This is a genomic window from Subtercola boreus (assembly GCF_006716115.1).
GTDB lineage: Bacteria > Actinomycetota > Actinomycetes > Actinomycetales > Microbacteriaceae > Subtercola > Subtercola boreus.
On the sequence record NZ_VFOO01000001.1, the window covers coordinates 3,360,965 to 3,379,334 of the forward strand.

Here is an 18,370-nt window from a genome sequence, read left to right on the forward strand (position 1 = left end):
GCTCCCGTGCGCCGCGCTCCCTCGCCTGCGCGATCTCGTGGAGGGTCCCATATCGTTCGGGCCGGCGTGGTTTGGGACGATTTGCGTCCCTTCGCCCGCTGGCTTCAGGACGCGGGGGCGGCGGGCGGTGCGGCAGGGAGGGTCCAGACCTGGCCGAGGGGGCCCATGCCCTGGCCGCCGTCGACGAGGAACGCGCCGATGTACGGCTGCCAGGCCTGGTCGGCGGGGTCGTCCCGCAGGGCATCCTGCATCGCGGCGAAGTCGTCGACGAGCACGAGGTGGAAGAGGTCGGTGCCATCGCGCCAGATGGTCCACTCGTGCACACCCGCGCGGCGGAGCGCGCCGTCGAGGAGCAGCGGGATGACGGCGTGCTCACGTTCGTAGTCGGCCTCGTGGCCGGGCAGGATGCGGGTGTGCAGTGCGACGCGGTGCATGGGGGTGGCTCCTTCGGAGGGGGTCAGGGGAGGGTGTGGCGCCGCAGCGCGCGGGTGCCGGCCCGTGGGGCGCGATGCAGGCGCGGCTCGGCGGGTGCGGCGGGGCGGGTCCGGCTCGGCGGGTGCGGCGGGGCGGGTGCGGGCCCGGCGGGGCGAGCGTGGCCGGGCGGCGCCCCGGCGGGTGGCGCCGCCCGCGACGCTACTGCGGCCGCACCCGCAGGGTGTGCATGCCGCCGTCGACCGCGAGGGCGGTTCCGGTGGTCGACCCCGAGTCGGGGCTCGCGAGATAGGCGATCGCCGAAGCCACCTCTTCGGGGGTGACCATCCGGCCGGTGGGTTGCCGGGCGTTCAGAGCGGCCAGTTCGGCGACGGGGTCGCTGAACTTCGCGAGGTTCGCGTCGACGAAAGGGGTGTGCACGGTGCCGGGGTTCACACAATTGACACGGATGCCCTCCCGCACGTGATCGGTCGCCATCGCGATCGTGAGTCCGTAGACCGCGGCCTTCGAGGCTCCGTAGAGCGCACGCTGGGGCAGCCCGGAGGTCGCCGCGATCGAGCAGAGGTTGACGACGGCGGCGTGGGATGACCTTCGGAGGTGGGGCAGCGCGGCGGCCGAGACGCGGGCCATGCCGATCACGTTGACGTTCAGCACGCGCATCCATTCGGCGTCGTCGTTCTCTTCGACGGTGCCGACCGATCCGATGCCGGCGTTGTTGATGAGGATGTCGACACCGCCGAACCGCGCAGCAACCTCGTCGACCGCGCTGACGACGGAGGGCCGGTCGGTGATGTCGCATTCGAAGCCCTGCAGAGCATCCGGGAGCCCGTCGATGCGGAGGTCGAGCACGGCGACGTTCGCGCCGGACGCGGCGAGGAGGGTGGCGGTGGCGAGGCCGATGCCGGATGCCCCGCCGGTGACGATGGCCGTGAGGCCGGTGAAGCGCCCGGCGCTGGGTGCGCCAGTGGTGCCGGCTGCTGCTTGGTCGCTCATGCCTGCACGAACTCCTGTCGGGCTCGGCCGAGCCCCTCGATCTCGAGCTCGACCACGTCGCCGGCGCGGAGGTACGGGTTGCCGGGCAGGCCCAGCGCGACGCCGGCCGGCGTGCCGGTGTTCACCAGGTCGCCCGGGTGCAGCACCATGAACTGGCTCAGGTACCAGATGACGTGCCGGATGCCGAAGACCATGTTCGACGTCGAGCCGTTCTGTCGCAGCTCACCGTTCACCCAGAGCTTCAGCGCGAGATTCTGCGGGTCGGCGATCTCGTCGGCCGGCACGAACACCGGCCCGAGGGGGTTGAATGTCTCACAGCTCTTGCCCTTGTCCCACTGCCCGCCGCGTTCGATCTGGAACTCTCGTTCCGACACATCGTGCGAGAGCACGTACCCCGCGATGACGGCGTCTGCGCCGGCGGGCGAGTCGAGGTAGCGCGCGGTGCTCCCGAGCACGACACCGAGCTCGACCTCCCAGTCGGTCTTCACCGAGAGCCGGGGGACCAGTACGTTGTCGAACGGGCCGACGACGGTCGACGGATCCTTCATGAACACGACGGGCTCCGCGGGGATGGTCGCCCCGGTCTCCGCGGCGTGGTCGCTGTAGTTCAGGCCGATGCAGACGATCTTGCCCGGACGTGCGATCGGCGGTCCGACGCGCAGGGCTGCGGCGCCGGCGAGCAGTGGCAGCGAACCGGCGGCGTGGGCGGCTCGCGCCCGCGTGACGCCGTCCCCGCCGAGGAAGGCGGCGTCGATGTCGGCTGTCACCCCGCGGAGGTCGTACACCTCGCCATCGGCCAGGTAGGCGGGGATCTCTGCTCCGGGGTCGCCGAGGCGTTGGAAACTCACGGTGTTGCTCCTTGCTGTCGAGAATCGAGGTGGCCGGGCCGAGGGGCACCGGGGTGCGCGGCCCGCCCCGAACCGAGGTAGGCAGGCCGCACGCCTTCGTGCTCGGCCGAGTCGTAGGCAGCCTCGACCACGGCCATTGTGTCGTAGACGTCTTCGACACTCGTCGGCAGGGTCGGGACCGAGCCGTCGAGGTAGCGCTGCAGTGCCCCCATCGAACCGATGAAGGCATCGGGGAACCAGGATCCCTCGAACGGCACCGGCTGCCAACCGAGAGGCTTCTCGGAGCGCCGGATGATCTGCAGGGCATCCGGGCCGCCGGCGGGGTAGTCGAGCAGCAGCCCCATCTGTGCGCGGATGGAACCCTTCGTGCCCTCCCACTTGATGAAGCTCTCTTCGAACTCCGGGCCGAAGTCGTGGTCGTGGTTGGTGCTGATGGTGACCCGGATCGGCCGCCCCTCGTACCGGAACAGGATGAGCGAGCGCGTGCTGGCCAGGTCTTTCTCCGGGTGCACCACCGACACCGCGCTCACCGAGTCGGGGTTGCCGAGGAAGGAGCGCACCAGGTCGATGTAGTGCACGCTGTGCATCGTGATCTCGAGCCGGTCGAGCGTCAGCACGTGCGGGAACAGGTGCCACGGGGTGTCGACGGAGACGCGGATCTCGAGGTCGTACAGCTCGCCGATCTCACCCGCCGCGATCAGCGCGCGGGCCTCCGCCACGTAGGGCGCGAACCGCAGCTGCGTGTTCACCGCGGCGACGAGGTTCTTGCGGCGGCAGATCTCGAGCAGGGCGCGCCCTTCGTCGAGGTAGCTGCCGAGGGGTTTCTGGATGAGCACCGGCGCCCCGTCGGGCAGGGCCTCGAGCGCTGCAGCGTACTGCGCCGGCATCAGCGCGATGTCGTAGACCGTGTCGGCGGGCGAACCCGCGACGGCCTCCTCGACCGTGCCGTATACCGCGGGGATGCCGTACTCGTCTGCAAGACTCTGGGCCCGCGAGACGGTGCGGTTGTAGATGCCCACCACGGGGAAACCCGCCTTGCGGTAGGCCGGCAGGTGGGCATCCTTCACGATGCCACCGGCGCCGAGGATCACGATCGGCCGGGGTGCCGCAGGCAGCGCGAGGCTGTACACCTCGGCGGGTGAGAACTCGGGGAGCGCGCTCGGGTCGTAGCTCATCGGATGATCACACTCATCCCTTGACAGCCCCTACGGTCTGGCCGCTCATCAGGAAGCGCTGCGCACCGAGGAACACCGCGAGCAACGGGAGCATGCTGAGGAACGTCGCCAGGGCGAGCTGCGGCATGTACAGCTTCACGTCGAGGCCGGCCGCAACGGTCGGGTTGAACAGCGGACTCGCCCCGATGAGCTCCTGGATGCCGATCGACACCGTCTTGTTCTGCGAGTTCGAGGTGAGGAGAGCGAGAGGCAGGAAGAAGTTGGTCCAGTTGGCGACGAACGAGAAGAACGCGACCAGCGCGATCGCCTGGCGGGAGATCGGGGTGGCCACCTGGAAGAAGATCGCCACTTCGCCGAGCCCGTCGATCCGGGCAGCCTCGACGAGCTCGGGCGGCATCGTCGTCATGAAGTGGATGTAGGCGAGGTAGACGCCGAACGGGAAGAAACCCATGATGATGATGACCGGCCAGAGCTGCCCCACGGCTCCTGCGGCGCTTACTTCGAGGAACAGCGGGATGACGAGCACGGTGTTCGGCATCACCATCGTGAGCAGCGTGACGAACAGGATCGTGCGGCGGAACTTGAAGCGCAGCCGCGCCAACGAGTAACCGGCCGGGATCGCGGCGGCGACGGCGATCAGGGCGCCGCCGACCGAGACGATGAGCGAGTTGCCGATCCAGCGGAGGAAGAGTCCGCCACCGTTCGGACCGAAACCGATGATCTGCGACCAGCTGAAAGCTGCGCTGTCGAACGAGACCCCGCCGAGGCCGAGGAAGCCGCCGGCGCCGGCCGCGACATCCTCCTGGTTGCGGAAGGCCATTGCGACGAAGCCGATGATGGGGAAGACGAAGAGCGCTGCGACGAACACCATGGTCACGATGCGGGCGAGCCGCCCGATGCTCCAGTGCTTGCTGCCCACGACCTCGGGGGCGTGGTTCTCGAGAGTGGCCTGTGCCATTATTTCTCTTCCTCTCCGAAGAGTCCGCTGCGGAAGACGATCAGCAGGCCGATCGTCAGCGTGATGACCAGCAGGATGATCGACATGGCCGCCGCCGCCGGGAAGTTGTAGTTCGAGAACGCGAACGCGAAACCGAGCTGGGTGGGGGTGTACTGGTCGGGCAGGGAGCCGCCGGCTACCTGGTCGAGCAGGTAGGGCTCGAGGAAGAGCTGGAAGCCGTAGGCGAGGTTCATCAGGGCGGCATACCCGATCCACGGCCGGATCATCGGCAGTTTCACGTGCCAGGCGACCTGCCAGGCGTTCGCGCCATCGAGGCTCGACGCCTCGAAGATCTCCTCGGGGATACCGTTCAGTCCGCCGTTGACAATGACGATCCAGGTGCCGATGCCCTGGAAGAACAGCATGCCGGCAAGGATGAACGGAAGATTGTCGAGCGAGACGACGCCCTTGATGGTGCTGAAGCCACCGTTCTGCAGGAGGAAGCCGATCGGTGACTGCGAGGGGTTCAGCAGGTACACCCAGAGCACGAAGTTGGCGATGCCGGCGAGGGCGCCGGGAACGTAGTAGATGAAGCGCATGATGCCGCCGAAGCGGCCACGGCTGGCGTGCACCAGCAGTGCGAGGCCGACGATGCCGATGAGCATGATCGGCAGCCAGACGATCATCACCTTGAAGATGTCGAGGAAGGAGTCGAGGAAGCGGAAGTCGCTGAAGACGGTGATGAAGCTGTCGAACCCGCCGAAGCCGGCCTGCGGCTGCAGCGGTGTGGGGGAGCGCTGGAGACTGGTGACCAGCGCGTAGCCGATCGGGATGATGCCGGCCACCAGCAGGAGGATGAGATATGGCGCGAGCAGGGTCCAGCCGCCGCGCGCTTCCGTGCGCCGCCCGCGGCGACGCCGCCGCCCCTCGGTGGGGGCGGCGGCGGCCGGACGACTCTCAGCGGGCTTGGCTTCGAGGGTGTCGGTTGTCATTCAGGTCACTTGCCTGCGTCGACGACGGTGTAGCCGAACGACTTGGCCTGGTTCAGCAGTTCGGTGCCGAAGGTGGTCCAGGCCGAGTCCACGCTGTTGCCGGCGACGAGAGCCGGGGTGACCGTCTCCGTCCAGATGCCGCCCGTGTTGTAGAGCATGTAGGCGTGCTTGTCGACGACGTAGCCGGTCGCGGCCTTGAAGGCTGCGAAGGTGGTGTCGTTGTCGGCGAAGTAGTTCGACGCCTTCTGCTTCGCGATCCAGTCGTCCTGCACCGGGCCGTAGCCGGGAAGACCGGTGCTGAGGTCGACCTGCCAGGCCGGGTCGGTGGCCACGAACTTCATGAATTCGACCGTGTTGGCAGCCTCCTTGCCGGTGATGTGGTTCGACATGCCCCAGAGCCCGCCGCCCTCGTCACCGGTGGAGGGAGTGGTCTCTCCCTCCCACTTCAGCGGGTTGACGGCGGTCATCGTTCCGGCAGGGATCTTCCACGTCTGGTTGAAGAGGTAGTCGCCCCACCAGACCGCGCCCGGGCCCATCACGAAGTTCTGGCCGACGGTGGCCGCATCCGCGTCGAAGATGCCGAGAGGCGAGAGCGCCTTGCCCTCAGAGAGCGTGGTCAGCAGCGTCTTGGCGCGCTGGCAGGCCGGGTCGTCGAGGTTGATGTGCACCTCGGTGGCCGACAGGCGGTCATTGGTCGGGCATCCGCTGGCCCAGAGGTAGCGGTCGGGGGCGTAGGCGTCGCCGGTGAAGCCGGAGACCATCCCCGGATGCTCGGTGGCGATCTTGCCGGCGAGGGTGGCGTACTCCTCCCAGGTGGTGGGAACGGTGTACCCATTGGTGTCGAAGAACGTCTTGTTGTACCAGAACACGTCGGGAGCGGCGTCGTTCCGGAGGCAGACGATCTTGCCGTCGACGGCGCACGGCGCGATGACCGCGGGGTCGTAGCCCTTGATCGTCTCGGCGAGCGAGGTGGTGAGGTCTGCCGTGTAGTTGATCTGCGGGCCGGAAGCCCAGGCGATGTCGTCGTTCGACGGGAAGAAGAGGGCGTCGGGCCAGCCGCTGCCGGCCTGGTTGAACTGGGCGAACTGCTGTTGGAGCGTCTTGCCGCCGACGGTGCCGTCGATCTGGGTCAGGTTGACCCTGATCTCGGGGTGCGCGTCGATGAACGCCTGGGCGGCGGGAACGCGGGGCGGGTCGACCCAGATGGTGATGTCGCCGCCGGAATCGGTCTGCGCGCTGCCTCCGGACGTGGATCCGCCGGAAGCGCAGGCGGTGAGGGCGAATGCTGCGATGACGAGCCCCGAGACGGCGACGGTTCTCGCCCGGGCCCGCCCTGTGCCCAGCCAGTGTGGTGCTGTGGTCTTCATTGACACTCCTTTTACGGCCATTCATCACTTCTGTGATCAAACGATATACCTAGATCTGGCTAAGTCAAACGTTTGCGCACGGCTCTCATTCGAGCCGGTACGTCGTTATCGTAGCGATAGATCAGATGAATTGCGAGAGTGTCAGATGAATTTCTGAAGATCGAGGCCGTAGACCTGTTCCGCGGTGCCGCCGTAGACCCGGGTGCGACCGGAATCGTCGGTCGCGGTGGCCAGCACGTCCGCGAGGCCGCTCCAGACGCGCGCGTAGCCGCCGGCCAGCAGTGAGACCGGCCAGTCGCCGCCGTACATCAGCCGGTCGGCTCCGAACACGTCGAAAGCCCTGTCGACGAACGGCCGGACGCCCGCCACATCCCAGCCCGCCGGATCGCCGACCGCCGAATACAGCCCGGAGACCTTGCCCATCACCCGCGGATTCTCCGCGACCCGCTCGATCAGGCTCCACCAGGGTTCGCGGTCTGCCCCGCCGATCGGTGGTTTGGCAAGATGGTCGATCACGATCGTGAGCTCCGGATGCCGCTCGCCGATGCCCGGCAGATTCTCCAGGTGGCGGGGCAGAACCGCGACGTAGTCGAAGGGCAGGCTGGCGGCCTCGAGCAGGGCGAGGCCCTCGTCGACAGCGGGTTGCAGCATCCAGTCGGGATCGGGCTGGTCGTGGATCAGGTTTCGTACCCCGACGACCAGCGGGTTCCGCCGCAGCTCGGTGAGCCGAGCGGCGGCCTCGTCGGGCCGGTCGAGCGGCACGTAGGCCACCACGCCGGCGACCTCCGGGTTCGCGGCTGCGACGGCGAGCATCCAGTCGGTGTCGCCGTCGTTGTCGGCGGACTGCACGAGCACGGTCGCGTCGACCCCTGCGGCCTGGAGTGACGGGCGGAGTTCGGCGAAGTCGACGATGCGGTCGAGTTCCGGCATTCCCGCTTCGAGCCAGTCGTAACGGACCCTCTCCGGGTTCCAGACATGTTGGTGCGAGTCGACGGTGACCACGGAGAACCTCATTCGTTCAGTCGGGGAGGGAGGGATGGCCTCAGGGTATTCATCAGGTCAATCCGGGTCAACCTCGCAATCGGCAGGTGGGGCGGGCGTAAAGTTGGGCCATGTCGACTCTTGCACGCACCTCTGCCGCCACGGAGGCGGTCGCTGCACCCCTTCGGTCGCAGACCGATGTCGTGGTGCACGGCATCAAAGAGATGATCACCACGGGCCGTCTCGCCGCCGGGTCCCGGCTGCCCATCGAGAAGGACCTCGCCGATGAACTCGGGGTCTCGCGGAGCTCTCTTCGCGAGGGCGTGCGGGCGTTGGCCCTGATGGGTGTGCTCGAGACGAGGCAGGGTGACGGTACCTACGTGACCTCGCTCGACGCTTCGCTGCTGCTCGCGCCGATGGGGTTCGTCGTCGATCTCCAGACGCCGGCCGACAGCGCGCACCTGCAGGCCGTGCGACGGGTGCTCGAGACGGAGTCGGCGGCCCTGGCAGCGCAGCACTTCGACGTGGCCGCGGTGGAGGCGGCGACGGCCGTGCTCGCGTCGGTGGAGCCCCTGCTCGATCATCCGGATGAGGCCGACCACGACACGATCATGGAGGCGGACATCGCGTTCCACCGCATCATCGCGCACGCCTCCGGCAACCCGGCTCTCGAGGCGCTCATCGAGTCGCTCGCCAGCCGCACGATCCGGGGGCGGATGTGGCGCGCCATCAGCGTCGAAGGGGCCGTGCGGAGCACCCACCGCGAACACCTCGCGATCCTCAGCGCGCTCGCCCTGCACGACTCAGAGCGGGCGCGGCTGCGGATGGCCACGCACCTGCTCGAAGTCGAGGACTACATCGTCACTCACCCCATCGCTGGCGCCGGCTCGAGCGCGCGTGACGCCCAGTAACTGCCGTTCGGGAAGCTGAACTCGTCGAGGGTGGACTCGAACATCTCGGCGCTGTAGCCGGGGGCGAGGGGCAGCTGGTAGGCGCCGTTCTCGACGATGCACGGCTCGACGAAGTGCTCGTGCAGGTGGTCGACGTATTCGGTGACACGGCCCTCGAGCGTTCCGGAGACGGCCACGTAGTCGAAGATCGAAAGGTGCTGCACGAGTTCGCAGAGCCCCACGCCGCCTGCGTGCGGGCAGACCGGAACGCCGAACTTCTTCGCCATGAAGTAGACGCTCAGGATCTCGTTGACGCTTCCGAGCCGGGCGGAGTCGAGCTGGCAGAAGTCGATCGCCTCGGCCTGGAACATCTGCTTGAACAGCACCCTGTTCATCCCGTGTTCGCCGGTCGCGACGCCGATCGGTGCCACGGCCTTCCGCACTGCGGCGTGGCCGAGCACGTCGTCGGGGCTGGTCGGCTCCTCGATCCAGAGCGGCTTGAACTCGGCGAGTGAGTTGACCCACTCGATGGCCTCCGGCACGTCCCACACCTGGTTCGCATCGATCATCAGGTTCGCATCCGGGCCGATCACCTCGCGGGCGATCGCGAGCCGGCGGTGGTCGTCGTCGCGGTTGGCGCCCACCTTCAGCTTGATGTGCTTGTAGCCGGAGTCGACGGCCTCCTGGCAGAGACGGCGGAGTTTCTCGTCGGAGTAGCCGAGCCATCCCGCGCTCGTCGTGTAGCAGGGGTAGCCGGTGCCGGTGAGCTCGGCGATGCGCGCGGCGCGGGTGGGGGCGAGCTCGGTGAGCAGAGCGATGGCCTCCGTCTTCGTCAGGGCGTCGGAGAGGTAGCGCATGTCGGCCACCTCGACCAGCTGCTCCGGTGTCATGTCGGCGAGCAACCGCCAGAGCGGCTTGCCGGCGGCGCGGGCGGCCATGTCCCAGACGGCGTTCATCACGGCGGCGAGCGCGAGGTGGATCACACCCTTCTCGGGGCCCAGCCAGCGCAACTGCGAGTCGCCCTGCAACTCGCGGTAGATGCCGCCGAGGTCAGCCGTGAGCTCTTCGACGTTCCGGCCGACCAGTGGCAGCGCGCGCTGGGCCGCAGCCATCACGCAGATGTCGTTGCCTCGGCCGATCGTGAAGGTGAAACCGAACCCGCTGAGGTCGGGGTCGTCGGTTCGGATCACCACATAGGCGGCGGAGTAGTCGCCGTCTTTGTTCATCGCATCCGACCCGTCGGCAGTGAGGGAGGTCGGGAAGCGCACGTCGTAGGTGTCGACAGCGGTGATGGTCGTCATGCGGTGGGTGTCCTTCGATCGGGCAGGGCGGTCAGTGTTTCAGCGGGCGCTGCCGCAGCGGGCAGTGTTTCAGCGGGCAGTGTCGCAGCGGTGAGGGCTTCGGCGGCGAGCAGGCCCTCGCCCACGAGGTCGCTCCAGAGGGCATCCGGAACCAGCGCCTCGAAACGAGCGAGCGTCTCTTGCGCCTGGGCTTCGGTGCGGAGCCCCATCACGACAGAGACCACGGCGGGGTGCAGCAGCGGGAAGGCGATCGCGGCCTCGGGGAGGGTGACGCCGTGGCGTTCGCAGACGTCGGCAATGGCATTCGTGCGCGCCAGCAGTTCGGGAGGGGCCGGCTCGTAGTTGTACATCGCGCCGTTGCGGGGCCTGGCTCCGGCGAGGAGGCCCGAGTTGTAGACGCCGGCCGCGACGACGGAGACCCCGCGCTCCAGCGCGAGGGGCAGGAGGTCGGCCAGGGCGGGTTGCTCGAGCAGCGTGTAGCGGCCGGCCAGCATCACGACGTCGATGTCGGACTCCTGCACGAAGCGGGCGAGCAGCTGCGACTGGTTCATACCGGCGCCGACCGCCCCGATCATCCCCTGATCGCGCAGTTCGATGAGCGCGGGGATCGCTTCGGCGAGGGCCTGCTCGCCGAAGTCGTCGGGGTCGTGCAGGTAGACGATGTCGATGCGGTCGAGGCCCAGGCGTTCGAGGCTCGCGTCGAGGGAGCGGCGTACGCCGTCGGCGCTGAAGTCCCATTCGCGCCGCGAGGTCGCAGGCACGGCGAAACCCTCGTCGTCCTGCTGCCCGGCGCCTGCCGGATTGTCGACGATCAGTCGTCCGACCTTTGTCGAGAGCGCGAAGTCATCGCGGCTCCGGCCCTGGAGCAGGCGGCCGAGTCTCCGCTCGGAGAGCCCGAGCCCGTAGTGGGGCGCCGTGTCGAAGTACCGGATGCCGCCCGCCCACGCGGCCTCGAAGGCGCCCTCGGCCTCGGCCTCCGTCGTCTCACGGAACAGGTTGCCGAACTGGGCAGCACCGAAACCCACCTCTGTGACGCTGGTCGCGTTCGACACCGAACGAACTCTCACGACTGATCCTTCCCGCACTGCTGACGAGGATCAGTCTATACATCAGATCAATTCTGCGCTAATCCCAAATTTTCAGCGTTTCTGGCAGATCCGAGGGCGGAAACATCAGGTGTCTCAGCGTCGGATCGGCGGTGCCGTCGACTCGCGCACCAGCAGCTCAGGGGGCGGGTCGCTGACCACCGTGTCGGCGATGGTCTCCCCGTGCAGGCGCGCGTAGAGCGCGTCGACCCCGCGGCGGCCGAGTTCGTAGAGCGGCATCCGCACTGTCGTGAGCGGCGGCCACGTGTTCTCGGCGGTCCACGCGTCGTGGATCGCCACGACAGAGAGTTCTTCGGGAACCCGGATGCCCAGCACCCGCGCCTCGCCCAGAACGCCGATCGCGGCGTTGATGTTCGCGACGACCACGGCGGTGGGCGGTTCGGCGGCGTCCATCAGCTCGCGGAGCGCGGCGCGCCCGGCGCGCGGCTCGTAGCCGTGCCAGGTGATGGGGCCGGAGTCGGCCGCGGCGTCGGGGCCGGGCGCGGTGCCGGCTCCGGATGCTGCGGCCAGCGCCTCGCGGAACCCGATCGCCCGCTGCTGCGCGGTGTGCGTCGTCGTCAGCCCGTTGATCAAGGCGATCCGGGTGTGCCCGAGCGTGAGCAGGTGTTCGGTGGCCAGGCGGCCGGCCGCGATGTCGTCGAGCGTGACCGATCCGCTGAACCCGGGGTGCACAGAGTTCACGAGCACGGTCGGGTTCGCTGCCCGGAGCATGGAGGCGAGGGCCTCGGGCGCCACGTGGTCGCCCACCTGCAGGAGGACGCCATCCACCCGGCCCTCACCGAGCAGCCGGTCGATCATCTCGCCGCCGGGCTGCATGTCTTCGGCGCGGGCGAGCAGCACGACGTAACCGCGTTCGAGGGCGCCATCCTCGACGCCGCGCATCAGTTCGGCGAAGACGGCGTTGGTGAGGTCGGGCACGATCAGCGCGATGACGTTCGACCGCGAGAACTTCAGCGCGCGGCCGGCGAAGTTCGGCCGGTAGTTCAGGGCCTTCGCGGCCTCCGTGATGCGCGTGCGGGTCGTCGCGGAGACGCGCGCGGACGCGTCGTTGCTGAGCACCCTCGAAACCGCTGAGATCGACACCCCGGCGAGGGCCGCGACGTCACCGAGAGTTGCCATGCCCTGATCCTATGTGCGCCCCCGCCCGGTCAGACGGCGGGAAAGCCGGTCACGCGTGCGTAGGCGCCCTCTGCGCCATCCTCGCGCTCGAGTGAGAGCGCATATTCGCGCATATAGGGGAAGCCGATGATGAAGCGGCCCCGAACCCCCGGATCGGCGATGAGGATGCCCGCATCGACGAGGTCTTTGCGGTACGCGGGCAGCCCGGTCTCCTTCGTGCCGAGAGCTGCGGCCATTTCGGTCGGGGTGATATCCGGGTTCTCGGCGATGCTCCGGATGAGCGACTGCTGTTGCCGGTCAGCTCGTCGTACGCCACGCCTGCCACGGAGTTGATCACCTTCGAGAGGAACGCGTCGCGCACCGAGTCGACGTCATCGCGGGTGATCGTGAGCTGGTCGGACTGCTCGTAGGCGAGATAGCCGATCTCCTGGATCATGTAACAGTTCCCACGGCTGAGTGCTGCCATGAGAGCAGTGGCTTCATCTGTCGCCGAGATCTCGGCAGCTTGGAGCGTTACGCGGATCACCTCGCCGCTCTGCTCATAGCTGAACTCCTCCAGGGTGACCTCCTCCGCCCTCTTCAGGAAGGTGATGTGCTCATTGCGCCGGGCCCGTTCGATCGGAATGGGCAGACCTGAGATGACCACACCGACGGGCAGTTGATCTTCGATGAGGGACTGGTAGGCGCCGGAAAAGGTCACAATATGCTCGAGCGTGACGTCGCGGGCGTGTTTGAAGTTGAGTTCGTCGATGATGATGAGCAGCCCCGGCATTCCTCGTTTCGTCAGCCGCTCGACAAGGGTCTGCAGCGAAGCGCGGAAAGGTCGGACGTGGCTGTCCGCCGCTCCCTTCCGCCTCACCAGCTTTCCACCGGGGAGGCCGATCCCGAAGGCCGTGAGCCCCAGGTTGATCTCGGCGAGCGTGAGGTTCGGCCTGCGGTCCAACTCGTCGACGAGCCAGTCGGCCGCATAGTGGATGTCGGACAGGAAGCCCTTCTTGGCACCTGCTCGCAGAACAGGGATACCGAGTGCCTCCGCGCGCCTCGCCGTGGCTGTGAGAAGGGTCGTCTTGCCGATGCCCCTGTTGCCCGTGATGATCGTTGCTCGACTGTGCGCGGGGCTCTTTGTCCCGAATGAACTGGAGGTTTTGTCGACCTGTCTCAGGACGGCTTCGCGTCCCCAGAGCACGGTCGGCGGCGTGCCAAAGCCGGGGGTGAACGGGTTGGGCACCTGACCTCCAGATTCGCACTCTTTCTTATAAACTTATAATACTCTCATTTCCATAAAACGCGGGTCAGGGGCGGCGGTTCACGAGGTAGAGGTGCGTCAGCACGAGCACGACGGCGCCGCGCTGGTTCGTCACCGTCACCTTCTCGTGCAGGTATCCGTGGGTGAGCGGTCGCTTGGGGTGGTCGGCCTTCTCGGCGATCGAGGCCTCGACGGTGATCGTGTCGCCGATGAACACCGGCTCGATGAACCGGATCCGGTCGTACCCGTACGACATCGACTGCGGATTGATGTCGCCCGCGGTCATCCCGACCGCCACCGACAGGATGAGCGTGCCGTGCGCGATGCGCTGCCCGAACGGCTGCGTGGCGGTCCATTCGGCGTCCATGTGGTGCGGGAAGAAGTCGCCGGTCTGCCCGGCGTGCAGCACGATGTCGGCTTCGGTGATGGTGCGGCCGACCGAGCGGCGCACCTCGCCGAGTCCGTAGTCCTCGAAGTAGCGGTCGATGGTCTGCATGTCAGGCCTCCTGGGGGATGGTGGATGTCGCGGCAGCGGCCGCCGCAGGGTGCCCGGCCGGCGGGGAGCCCGCGACATCCGGTGCCACCAGCAGTCGGGCCGTGAGCGCGTCGAGCCTCCGCAGCAGTTCGGCGTCGCTGAGTTCACCGAGCAGGGCCGCCGTCACGAGGGGGGATCCCTCGTCCTGCAGTTCGATGAAGCCGGCGAACCGGGGCCTGACGTACGCGCCCTCGAGGGTTGCCCGGGTGCCCCGGAAGAAGTCGAGCGTCGCGGCATTCGTGCGGTCGTCCTCCCAGGCTTCCGGATGCCCGGGCTGGCCACCGGCGTCGAAGTACACACCCTTCTGCACCTCGGGGGAGTCGAGCCAGAAGGTGAAGTCGGTCGCCTCGGCCCTGTGCGGAGTGAAGGCCGACACTGCGATGCCGGCGCCGCCGAGGAGGGACCCGGCGTGGCCGCGGGGGCCGGCCGGCATGTCGGCGTAGGCGAGTCGGTGCGGACGGAAACCGGCGCGCGAGTAGTTCGTGTAGCCGAAGGCCAGGGGCGAGTAGGCGTACGCCGAATCGCGCACCAGTTCCTCGGCGACCTGGATGGGGTTGAACCAGGCGTTGTCCGGCGGAACGAGCCCGGCGAGCCGGTGCATGATGTCGAGCGCGGGCGCAGCCTGCTCCGGTGTGAGGAAGACGCCGGGCTCGCGCATCGCCTCGCCGCCGTGGTTCGCCGCGATGGTGATGAGGCTCGAGAAGGCGTCGATCGGTTTGTAGGCCCAGAGAACGCGGCCGCCCCGGGCCAGGTCGAACACGTCGTCCCAGCTCGCGGGCAGGTCTGCGGCCGCAAGCAGGTCGGGGCGGTACACGGCGACCTGAGCGGCGGCGTCGGTCGCGAGCCCGTACTGGTGCCCGTCGTGGCGGTAGGTGGCGTGCGAGGCTCCGAGCGAGGCGCTCGCGAGTGCTGCGAGTTCGGCGTCGTGGCCCTGCCCGTCGAGAGCGGCGAAGAGTCCGTCGCGGGCGGCGAGCGGGATGTGCGGGTGGTCGATCACGAGCAGGTCGTGGCCGCGGGCGAGATCGTCGATCGGATGATCGGCGAACGCCTGCAGCGACCGCACGTGCCACGAGATCGTGACGCCCGGGTGTTGGCGGGTGTACTCGGCGGAGGCGGCGACGACGGAGTCGAGACCGCGCGGGTGGTCCCAGGTCATGCCGCGGAGGTGGACGGTGCGCGCCGCGGCCGGCACGGTGCGCGCAGGGGTGTCCGCGACATCCATACCGCTCACGCCAGCGACCTCGCCTCGAGGAACTCGGCCGTGATCTCTGCGTCGTGCTGCCCGAGCTTCGGGGCGGGTACCGAGCTCCGCAGCACGCGACCGTCGATGCGGATAGGGCTCCGTGTCGTGGTGAGTGTCAGCTCGCGGCCCGAATCGGTGTGCCCGTCGCCGCGCACGACTTGCTGTGTCATCTCGATCGCGCGGAAACCGTCGTGGTCGACGAGCTGTTCGAGCGTCAGTACCGGGGCGCACCAGACGTCCCCGGCGTCGAGAAGGTCGAGCCAGTGCTCGGTGGTCTCGAGGGCGAGGTGCGCGGAGAGCAGAGCCTCGATCTGGTCCTGGTGGCTCCACCAGGAGTCCGGGTCGCTGAAGCTCTGCAGGGAATCCAGACCCAGCAGCCGACCGACCTTCGGGATCGGGTTCATCGCGAGGGAGAGGTACCCGTCGCTCGTCGGGAAGACGCCGTACGGCGCGGGCAGGAAGGCGTTCGCCGAATTCGGGCCGTTCCGCTTTACCGTGACCGTGCTGTCGTTGAGGTGGGTGCTCAGCAGTTCGAACTGCAGGTCGAGCATCGCTTCGAGCAGGCTCGTCTGCACGAGCCCCCCGCGGCCGGTGCGGAACCGCCGCACGAGCAGGGCCGTGACGCCCTCCGCGAGGTGGCACGACGTCAGGTGGTCGGCGATCGAGAGGCCGACGGGCACGGGCGGGTCGTCACGCGAACCCTGCAGCCACGGGATGCCGGAGATCGACTGGGCGAGCAGGTCCTGGCCGGGTCGATCCTTCCACGGGCCGGTGTCGCCGTAACCGCTGGCCGAACCGTAGACGATGCGCGGGTTCAGGGCGGCGACGGATTCGTAGTCGAGCCCGATCCGTTCCATCACGCCGGGCCGGAAGTTCTGGATGATGACATCGGCCTGCAGCACGAGCTTCTTCACGCGTTCGAGGTCGCCGGCGTTCTTCAGATCGGCGGTCATGCCCTCCTTGTTGCGGTTCATCGCGTGGAAGGAGATGGTGTCGCCGTCGGCCACCCGCCCGGCGAAGGCGAGCCCGCGCCCGATGTCGCCCACCCCGGGGCGTTCGATCTTGATGACCCGGGCACCCAGGTCGGCCAGTCGCATCGCGGCAACGGGACCGGCGAGGAACTGGCTGAAGTCGAGCACGAGGATGCCGGAGAGGGGCAGGTCGGAATCATCGGATGTCACGGGGGCTCGCTTTCGTGGTGCGCAATCGTTTGATCACACCTTAGATGCTGGATGCAGGCGGGGGCAAGTCTCTGGTCCGTGCGCGACCCGATGGGTATAGTGGGAGAATCATCAGATGAATTGGCGCACTGCTGCGTCGATGACGGAGGAGAAGCTGTGCTGACCGCGAACTATGTGGGCGAGAACACGATCGACATCAGGGAGGCCGAACCCGCGCCGCCCGCCCCGGGGGAGGTGCAGCTGCGGGTGGCCTTCGCCGGCATCTGCGGAACCGACCTGCACATCCTGCACGGCAGCATGGATGCCCGGGTGAGCCTCCCCGCGATCATCGGCCACGAGATGTCGGGCACGATCTCGGCCCTGGGCGATGGCGTGACGGGGTGGTCTGTCGGCGACGCGGTCACCGTGATGCCGCTCGACTGGGACGGCACCTGCCCGGCCTGCCTCGCCGGCAACCAGCACATCTGCCAGAACCTCGACTTCATCGGCATCGACTCGCCGGGTGCGCTGCAGGCTTCGTGGAACGTGAAGGCGAGCGTACTGGTGGCGCTTCCGCCGACGCTCCGGCTCGACCACGCGGCCCTCGTCGAGCCGGCCGCCGTCGCCGTGCACGACGTGCGCCGTTCGGCGTTGGTCGCGGGCGAGAAGGCCGTCGTGATCGGTGGCGGGCCGATCGGGGTGCTCATCGCGACCGTCGCGCGGCGCTTCGGCGGCGAAGTGGTGGTCATCGAGCTCGACGCCGCCCGCCGCCGGGCCGTGGCCGACCTGGGGTTCGCCGTGCTCGATCCGGCGGCTGTCGACCAGGTCGAATGGGTGACCGAGTGGACCGGCGGGGCCGGGGCCGACGTGGTCTTCGAGGTCTCCGGTGCGGCGAGTGCGGTGCTCGGAGCAACCTCGCTCGCGAAGGTACGCGGCCGGCTCGTGGTGGTGGCGATCCATCCGACGCCCCGGCCGATCGACCTGCAACGACTGTTCTGGCGGGAACTCACGATCATCGGCGCCCGCGTCTACGAGCGGGCAGACTTCGAGACCGCTGTCGACCTGCTCGACGAGGGCGCGATTCCCGCCGACCTGCTGATCACCCGGATCGTGCCGCTCGCCGAGACGGCCAGTGCGTTCGCCGACCTCGCGGAGGGCCGGGCGATGAAGATCCTGGTCGACTGCCAGGCGGGGTCGTCGGATGACTCGGGGGCGGCGTCATGACCGAAGGCGGTGAGCCCGGGGTCGACGCGAAGAACGGGGGTGCCGGCATCCGGGGCCGCGGGCCCTTCGACCTGACCGGCACCCTCGCGGTGGTGACCGGTGCGAAACGCGGCATCGGACTCGCGATGGCGGAGGCGCTCGCAGCGGCCGGCGCGGACATCATCGGGGTGAGCGCCACGATCGAGGCGCAGGGCAGTGAGGCTGCCCGGCGGGTCGAGGCGCTCGGGCGTTCGTTCGAGGGCATTGCGGTCGACTTCGCCGACCGGGCCGCCGTCGAGGCGCTGGGGGCTGACCTCGCGGGGCGGGAGCGAGGGGTGGACATCCTCGTCAACAACGCCGGAACGATCGAACGGCAGCCGGCGGCCGAGCACTCGCTCGAGCTGTGGGACAGGGTGCTCGAAGTCAACCTGTCGAGCCCGTTCGTGCTGACGCAGGCGGTTGCGCGGTCGATGATCGCGCGCGGTCACGGCAAGATCATCTTCACCGCGAGCCTGCTGAGCTTCCAGGGGGGTATCACCGTTCCGGGGTACACAGCCTCGAAGTCGGCGATCGCCGGGCTGACCAAAGCGCTCGCCAACGAGTGGATGCCGCACGGCATCACGGTGAACGCGATCGCGCCGGGCTACATCGCGACCGACAACACGCAGGCCCTGCAGGACGACCCCGAGCGGTCGGCGGGCATCCTCTCCCGCATCCCGGCCGGCCGGTGGGGGCGGGCAGTCGACCTCGGTGGGGCGACGGTGTTCCTCGCATCGTCCGCGTCGGACTACGTCACGGGCGTGACGCTGCCCGTCGACGGCGGCTGGCTCGGGCGATGAGCG

General features: G+C 68.4%; 18 protein-coding genes. 3 read left to right on the forward strand and 15 right to left on the reverse strand.

Translation table 11 applies throughout. From position 1 onward, the window contains the following. Positions 1 to 104: 104 nt before the first annotated feature. The 8 genes from FB464_RS15760 to FB464_RS15795 all read right to left on the reverse strand — a co-directional run bounded on the left by FB464_RS15760 (position 105) and on the right by FB464_RS15795 (position 7,758). On the reverse strand, positions 105 to 434 hold the full coding sequence (locus FB464_RS15760; protein WP_116416195.1) for an L-rhamnose mutarotase: 330 nt from the start codon (positions 432 to 434) through the stop codon (positions 105 to 107). 199 nt (positions 435 to 633) lie between these two features. Then, on the reverse strand, positions 634 to 1,425 hold the full coding sequence (locus tag FB464_RS15765; protein WP_116416194.1) for an SDR family NAD(P)-dependent oxidoreductase: 792 nt from the start codon (positions 1,423 to 1,425) through the stop codon (positions 634 to 636). Beyond that, positions 1,422 to 2,273, reverse strand: a complete 852-nt coding sequence (locus FB464_RS15770; protein WP_116416193.1) for a fumarylacetoacetate hydrolase family protein — start codon at positions 2,271 to 2,273, stop codon at positions 1,422 to 1,424. Before FB464_RS15770 ends, FB464_RS15765 begins: the two co-directional genes overlap by 4 nt. Then, entirely contained in the window at positions 2,270 to 3,448 is a 1,179-nt protein-coding gene (locus FB464_RS15775) for a Gfo/Idh/MocA family protein (RefSeq protein WP_116416192.1), read from the reverse strand. The genes FB464_RS15770 and FB464_RS15775 overlap by 4 nt, the downstream gene beginning before the upstream one ends. Positions 3,449 to 3,461: 13 nt before the next feature. Next, on the reverse strand, positions 3,462 to 4,406 hold the full coding sequence (locus FB464_RS15780; protein ID WP_116416191.1) for a carbohydrate ABC transporter permease: 945 nt from the start codon (positions 4,404 to 4,406) through the stop codon (positions 3,462 to 3,464). Next, on the reverse strand, positions 4,406 to 5,377 hold the full coding sequence (locus FB464_RS15785; RefSeq protein ID WP_116416190.1) for a carbohydrate ABC transporter permease: 972 nt from the start codon (positions 5,375 to 5,377) through the stop codon (positions 4,406 to 4,408). Before FB464_RS15785 ends, FB464_RS15780 begins: the two co-directional genes overlap by 1 nt. 5 nt (positions 5,378 to 5,382) lie before the next feature. Then, complete coding sequence (locus FB464_RS15790; RefSeq protein WP_116416189.1) at positions 5,383 to 6,744, reverse strand: ABC transporter substrate-binding protein; 1,362 nt, start codon at positions 6,742 to 6,744, stop codon at positions 5,383 to 5,385. Positions 6,745 to 6,885: 141 nt separating this feature from the next. Then, on the reverse strand, positions 6,886 to 7,758 hold the full coding sequence (locus FB464_RS15795) for an amidohydrolase family protein (protein ID WP_116416188.1): 873 nt from the start codon (positions 7,756 to 7,758) through the stop codon (positions 6,886 to 6,888). A gap of 98 nt (positions 7,759 to 7,856) precedes the next feature. Between FB464_RS15795 and FB464_RS15800 the strand changes: the two genes are divergently transcribed. Further along, on the forward strand, positions 7,857 to 8,636 hold the full coding sequence (locus tag FB464_RS15800) for a FadR/GntR family transcriptional regulator (RefSeq protein ID WP_116416187.1): 780 nt from the start codon (positions 7,857 to 7,859) through the stop codon (positions 8,634 to 8,636). Here the strand turns inward: FB464_RS15800 and FB464_RS15805 are convergent. From FB464_RS15805 to FB464_RS15835, 7 genes are all read right to left on the reverse strand, one after another. Continuing rightward, on the reverse strand, positions 8,591 to 9,916 hold the full coding sequence (locus FB464_RS15805) for an L-fuconate dehydratase (RefSeq protein ID WP_116416186.1): 1,326 nt from the start codon (positions 9,914 to 9,916) through the stop codon (positions 8,591 to 8,593). The genes FB464_RS15800 and FB464_RS15805 overlap by 46 nt on opposite strands. Beyond that, positions 9,913 to 10,983 carry an aldo/keto reductase gene (locus tag FB464_RS15810; protein ID WP_116416185.1) on the reverse strand — a complete coding sequence of 357 codons (1,071 nt, stop codon included), beginning with the start codon at positions 10,981 to 10,983 and terminating at the stop codon, positions 9,913 to 9,915. The genes FB464_RS15805 and FB464_RS15810 overlap by 4 nt, the downstream gene beginning before the upstream one ends. A 114-nt stretch (positions 10,984 to 11,097) precedes the next feature. Further along, positions 11,098 to 12,141 carry a LacI family DNA-binding transcriptional regulator gene (locus tag FB464_RS15815; RefSeq protein WP_116416184.1) on the reverse strand — a complete coding sequence of 348 codons (1,044 nt, stop codon included), beginning with the start codon at positions 12,139 to 12,141 and terminating at the stop codon, positions 11,098 to 11,100. Between the two features lie 49 nt (positions 12,142 to 12,190). Further along, complete coding sequence (locus FB464_RS15820; protein ID WP_116416183.1) at positions 12,191 to 13,369, reverse strand: ATP-binding protein; 1,179 nt, start codon at positions 13,367 to 13,369, stop codon at positions 12,191 to 12,193. A 64-nt stretch (positions 13,370 to 13,433) separates the two neighbouring features. Then, positions 13,434 to 13,883: a MaoC family dehydratase gene (locus tag FB464_RS15825; RefSeq protein WP_116416182.1), complete on the reverse strand. Its 450-nt coding sequence runs from the start codon at positions 13,881 to 13,883 to the stop codon at positions 13,434 to 13,436. A 1-nt stretch (position 13,884) separates the two neighbouring features. Beyond that, positions 13,885 to 15,144, reverse strand: a complete 1,260-nt coding sequence (locus FB464_RS15830; RefSeq protein ID WP_116416181.1) for an ABC transporter substrate-binding protein — start codon at positions 15,142 to 15,144, stop codon at positions 13,885 to 13,887. Between the two features lie 5 nt (positions 15,145 to 15,149). Next, positions 15,150 to 16,346, reverse strand: coding sequence for a CaiB/BaiF CoA transferase family protein (locus FB464_RS15835; protein WP_116416180.1), 1,197 nt, complete (start codon positions 16,344 to 16,346; stop codon positions 15,150 to 15,152). A gap of 156 nt (positions 16,347 to 16,502) precedes the next feature. Between FB464_RS15835 and FB464_RS15840 the strand changes: the two genes are divergently transcribed. After that, on the forward strand, positions 16,503 to 17,549 hold the full coding sequence (locus tag FB464_RS15840; protein ID WP_116416179.1) for a zinc-dependent alcohol dehydrogenase: 1,047 nt from the start codon (positions 16,503 to 16,505) through the stop codon (positions 17,547 to 17,549). Continuing rightward, entirely contained in the window at positions 17,546 to 18,367 is an 822-nt protein-coding gene (locus FB464_RS15845) for an SDR family oxidoreductase (protein WP_116416178.1), read from the forward strand. Before FB464_RS15840 ends, FB464_RS15845 begins: the two co-directional genes overlap by 4 nt. Positions 18,368 to 18,370: the final 3 nt, after the last annotated feature.

Bases quoted from the DNA above. Each gene is read 5' to 3' on its own strand.
- FB464_RS15760 (WP_116416195.1), bottom strand. From the start codon at position 434: ATGCACCGCGTCGCACTGCACACCCGCATCCTGCCCGGCCACGAGGCC.
- FB464_RS15765 (WP_116416194.1), bottom strand. From the start codon at position 1,425: ATGAGCGACCAAGCAGCAGCCGGCACCACTGGCGCACCCAGCGCCGGG.
- FB464_RS15775 (WP_116416192.1), bottom strand. From the start codon at position 3,448: ATGAGCTACGACCCGAGCGCGCTCCCCGAGTTCTCACCCGCCGAGGTG.
- FB464_RS15780 (WP_116416191.1), bottom strand. From the start codon at position 4,406: ATGGCACAGGCCACTCTCGAGAACCACGCCCCCGAGGTCGTGGGCAGC.
- FB464_RS15785 (WP_116416190.1), bottom strand. From the start codon at position 5,377: ATGACAACCGACACCCTCGAAGCCAAGCCCGCTGAGAGTCGTCCGGCC.
- FB464_RS15790 (WP_116416189.1), bottom strand. From the start codon at position 6,744: ATGAAGACCACAGCACCACACTGGCTGGGCACAGGGCGGGCCCGGGCG.
- FB464_RS15795 (WP_116416188.1), bottom strand. From the start codon at position 7,758: ATGAGGTTCTCCGTGGTCACCGTCGACTCGCACCAACATGTCTGGAAC.
- FB464_RS15800 (WP_116416187.1), top strand. From the start codon at position 7,857: ATGTCGACTCTTGCACGCACCTCTGCCGCCACGGAGGCGGTCGCTGCA.
- FB464_RS15805 (WP_116416186.1), bottom strand. From the start codon at position 9,916: ATGACGACCATCACCGCTGTCGACACCTACGACGTGCGCTTCCCGACC.
- FB464_RS15815 (WP_116416184.1), bottom strand. From the start codon at position 12,141: ATGGCAACTCTCGGTGACGTCGCGGCCCTCGCCGGGGTGTCGATCTCA.
- FB464_RS15825 (WP_116416182.1), bottom strand. From the start codon at position 13,883: ATGCAGACCATCGACCGCTACTTCGAGGACTACGGACTCGGCGAGGTG.
- FB464_RS15830 (WP_116416181.1), bottom strand. From the start codon at position 15,144: ATGGATGTCGCGGACACCCCTGCGCGCACCGTGCCGGCCGCGGCGCGC.
- FB464_RS15845 (WP_116416178.1), top strand. From the start codon at position 17,546: ATGACCGAAGGCGGTGAGCCCGGGGTCGACGCGAAGAACGGGGGTGCC.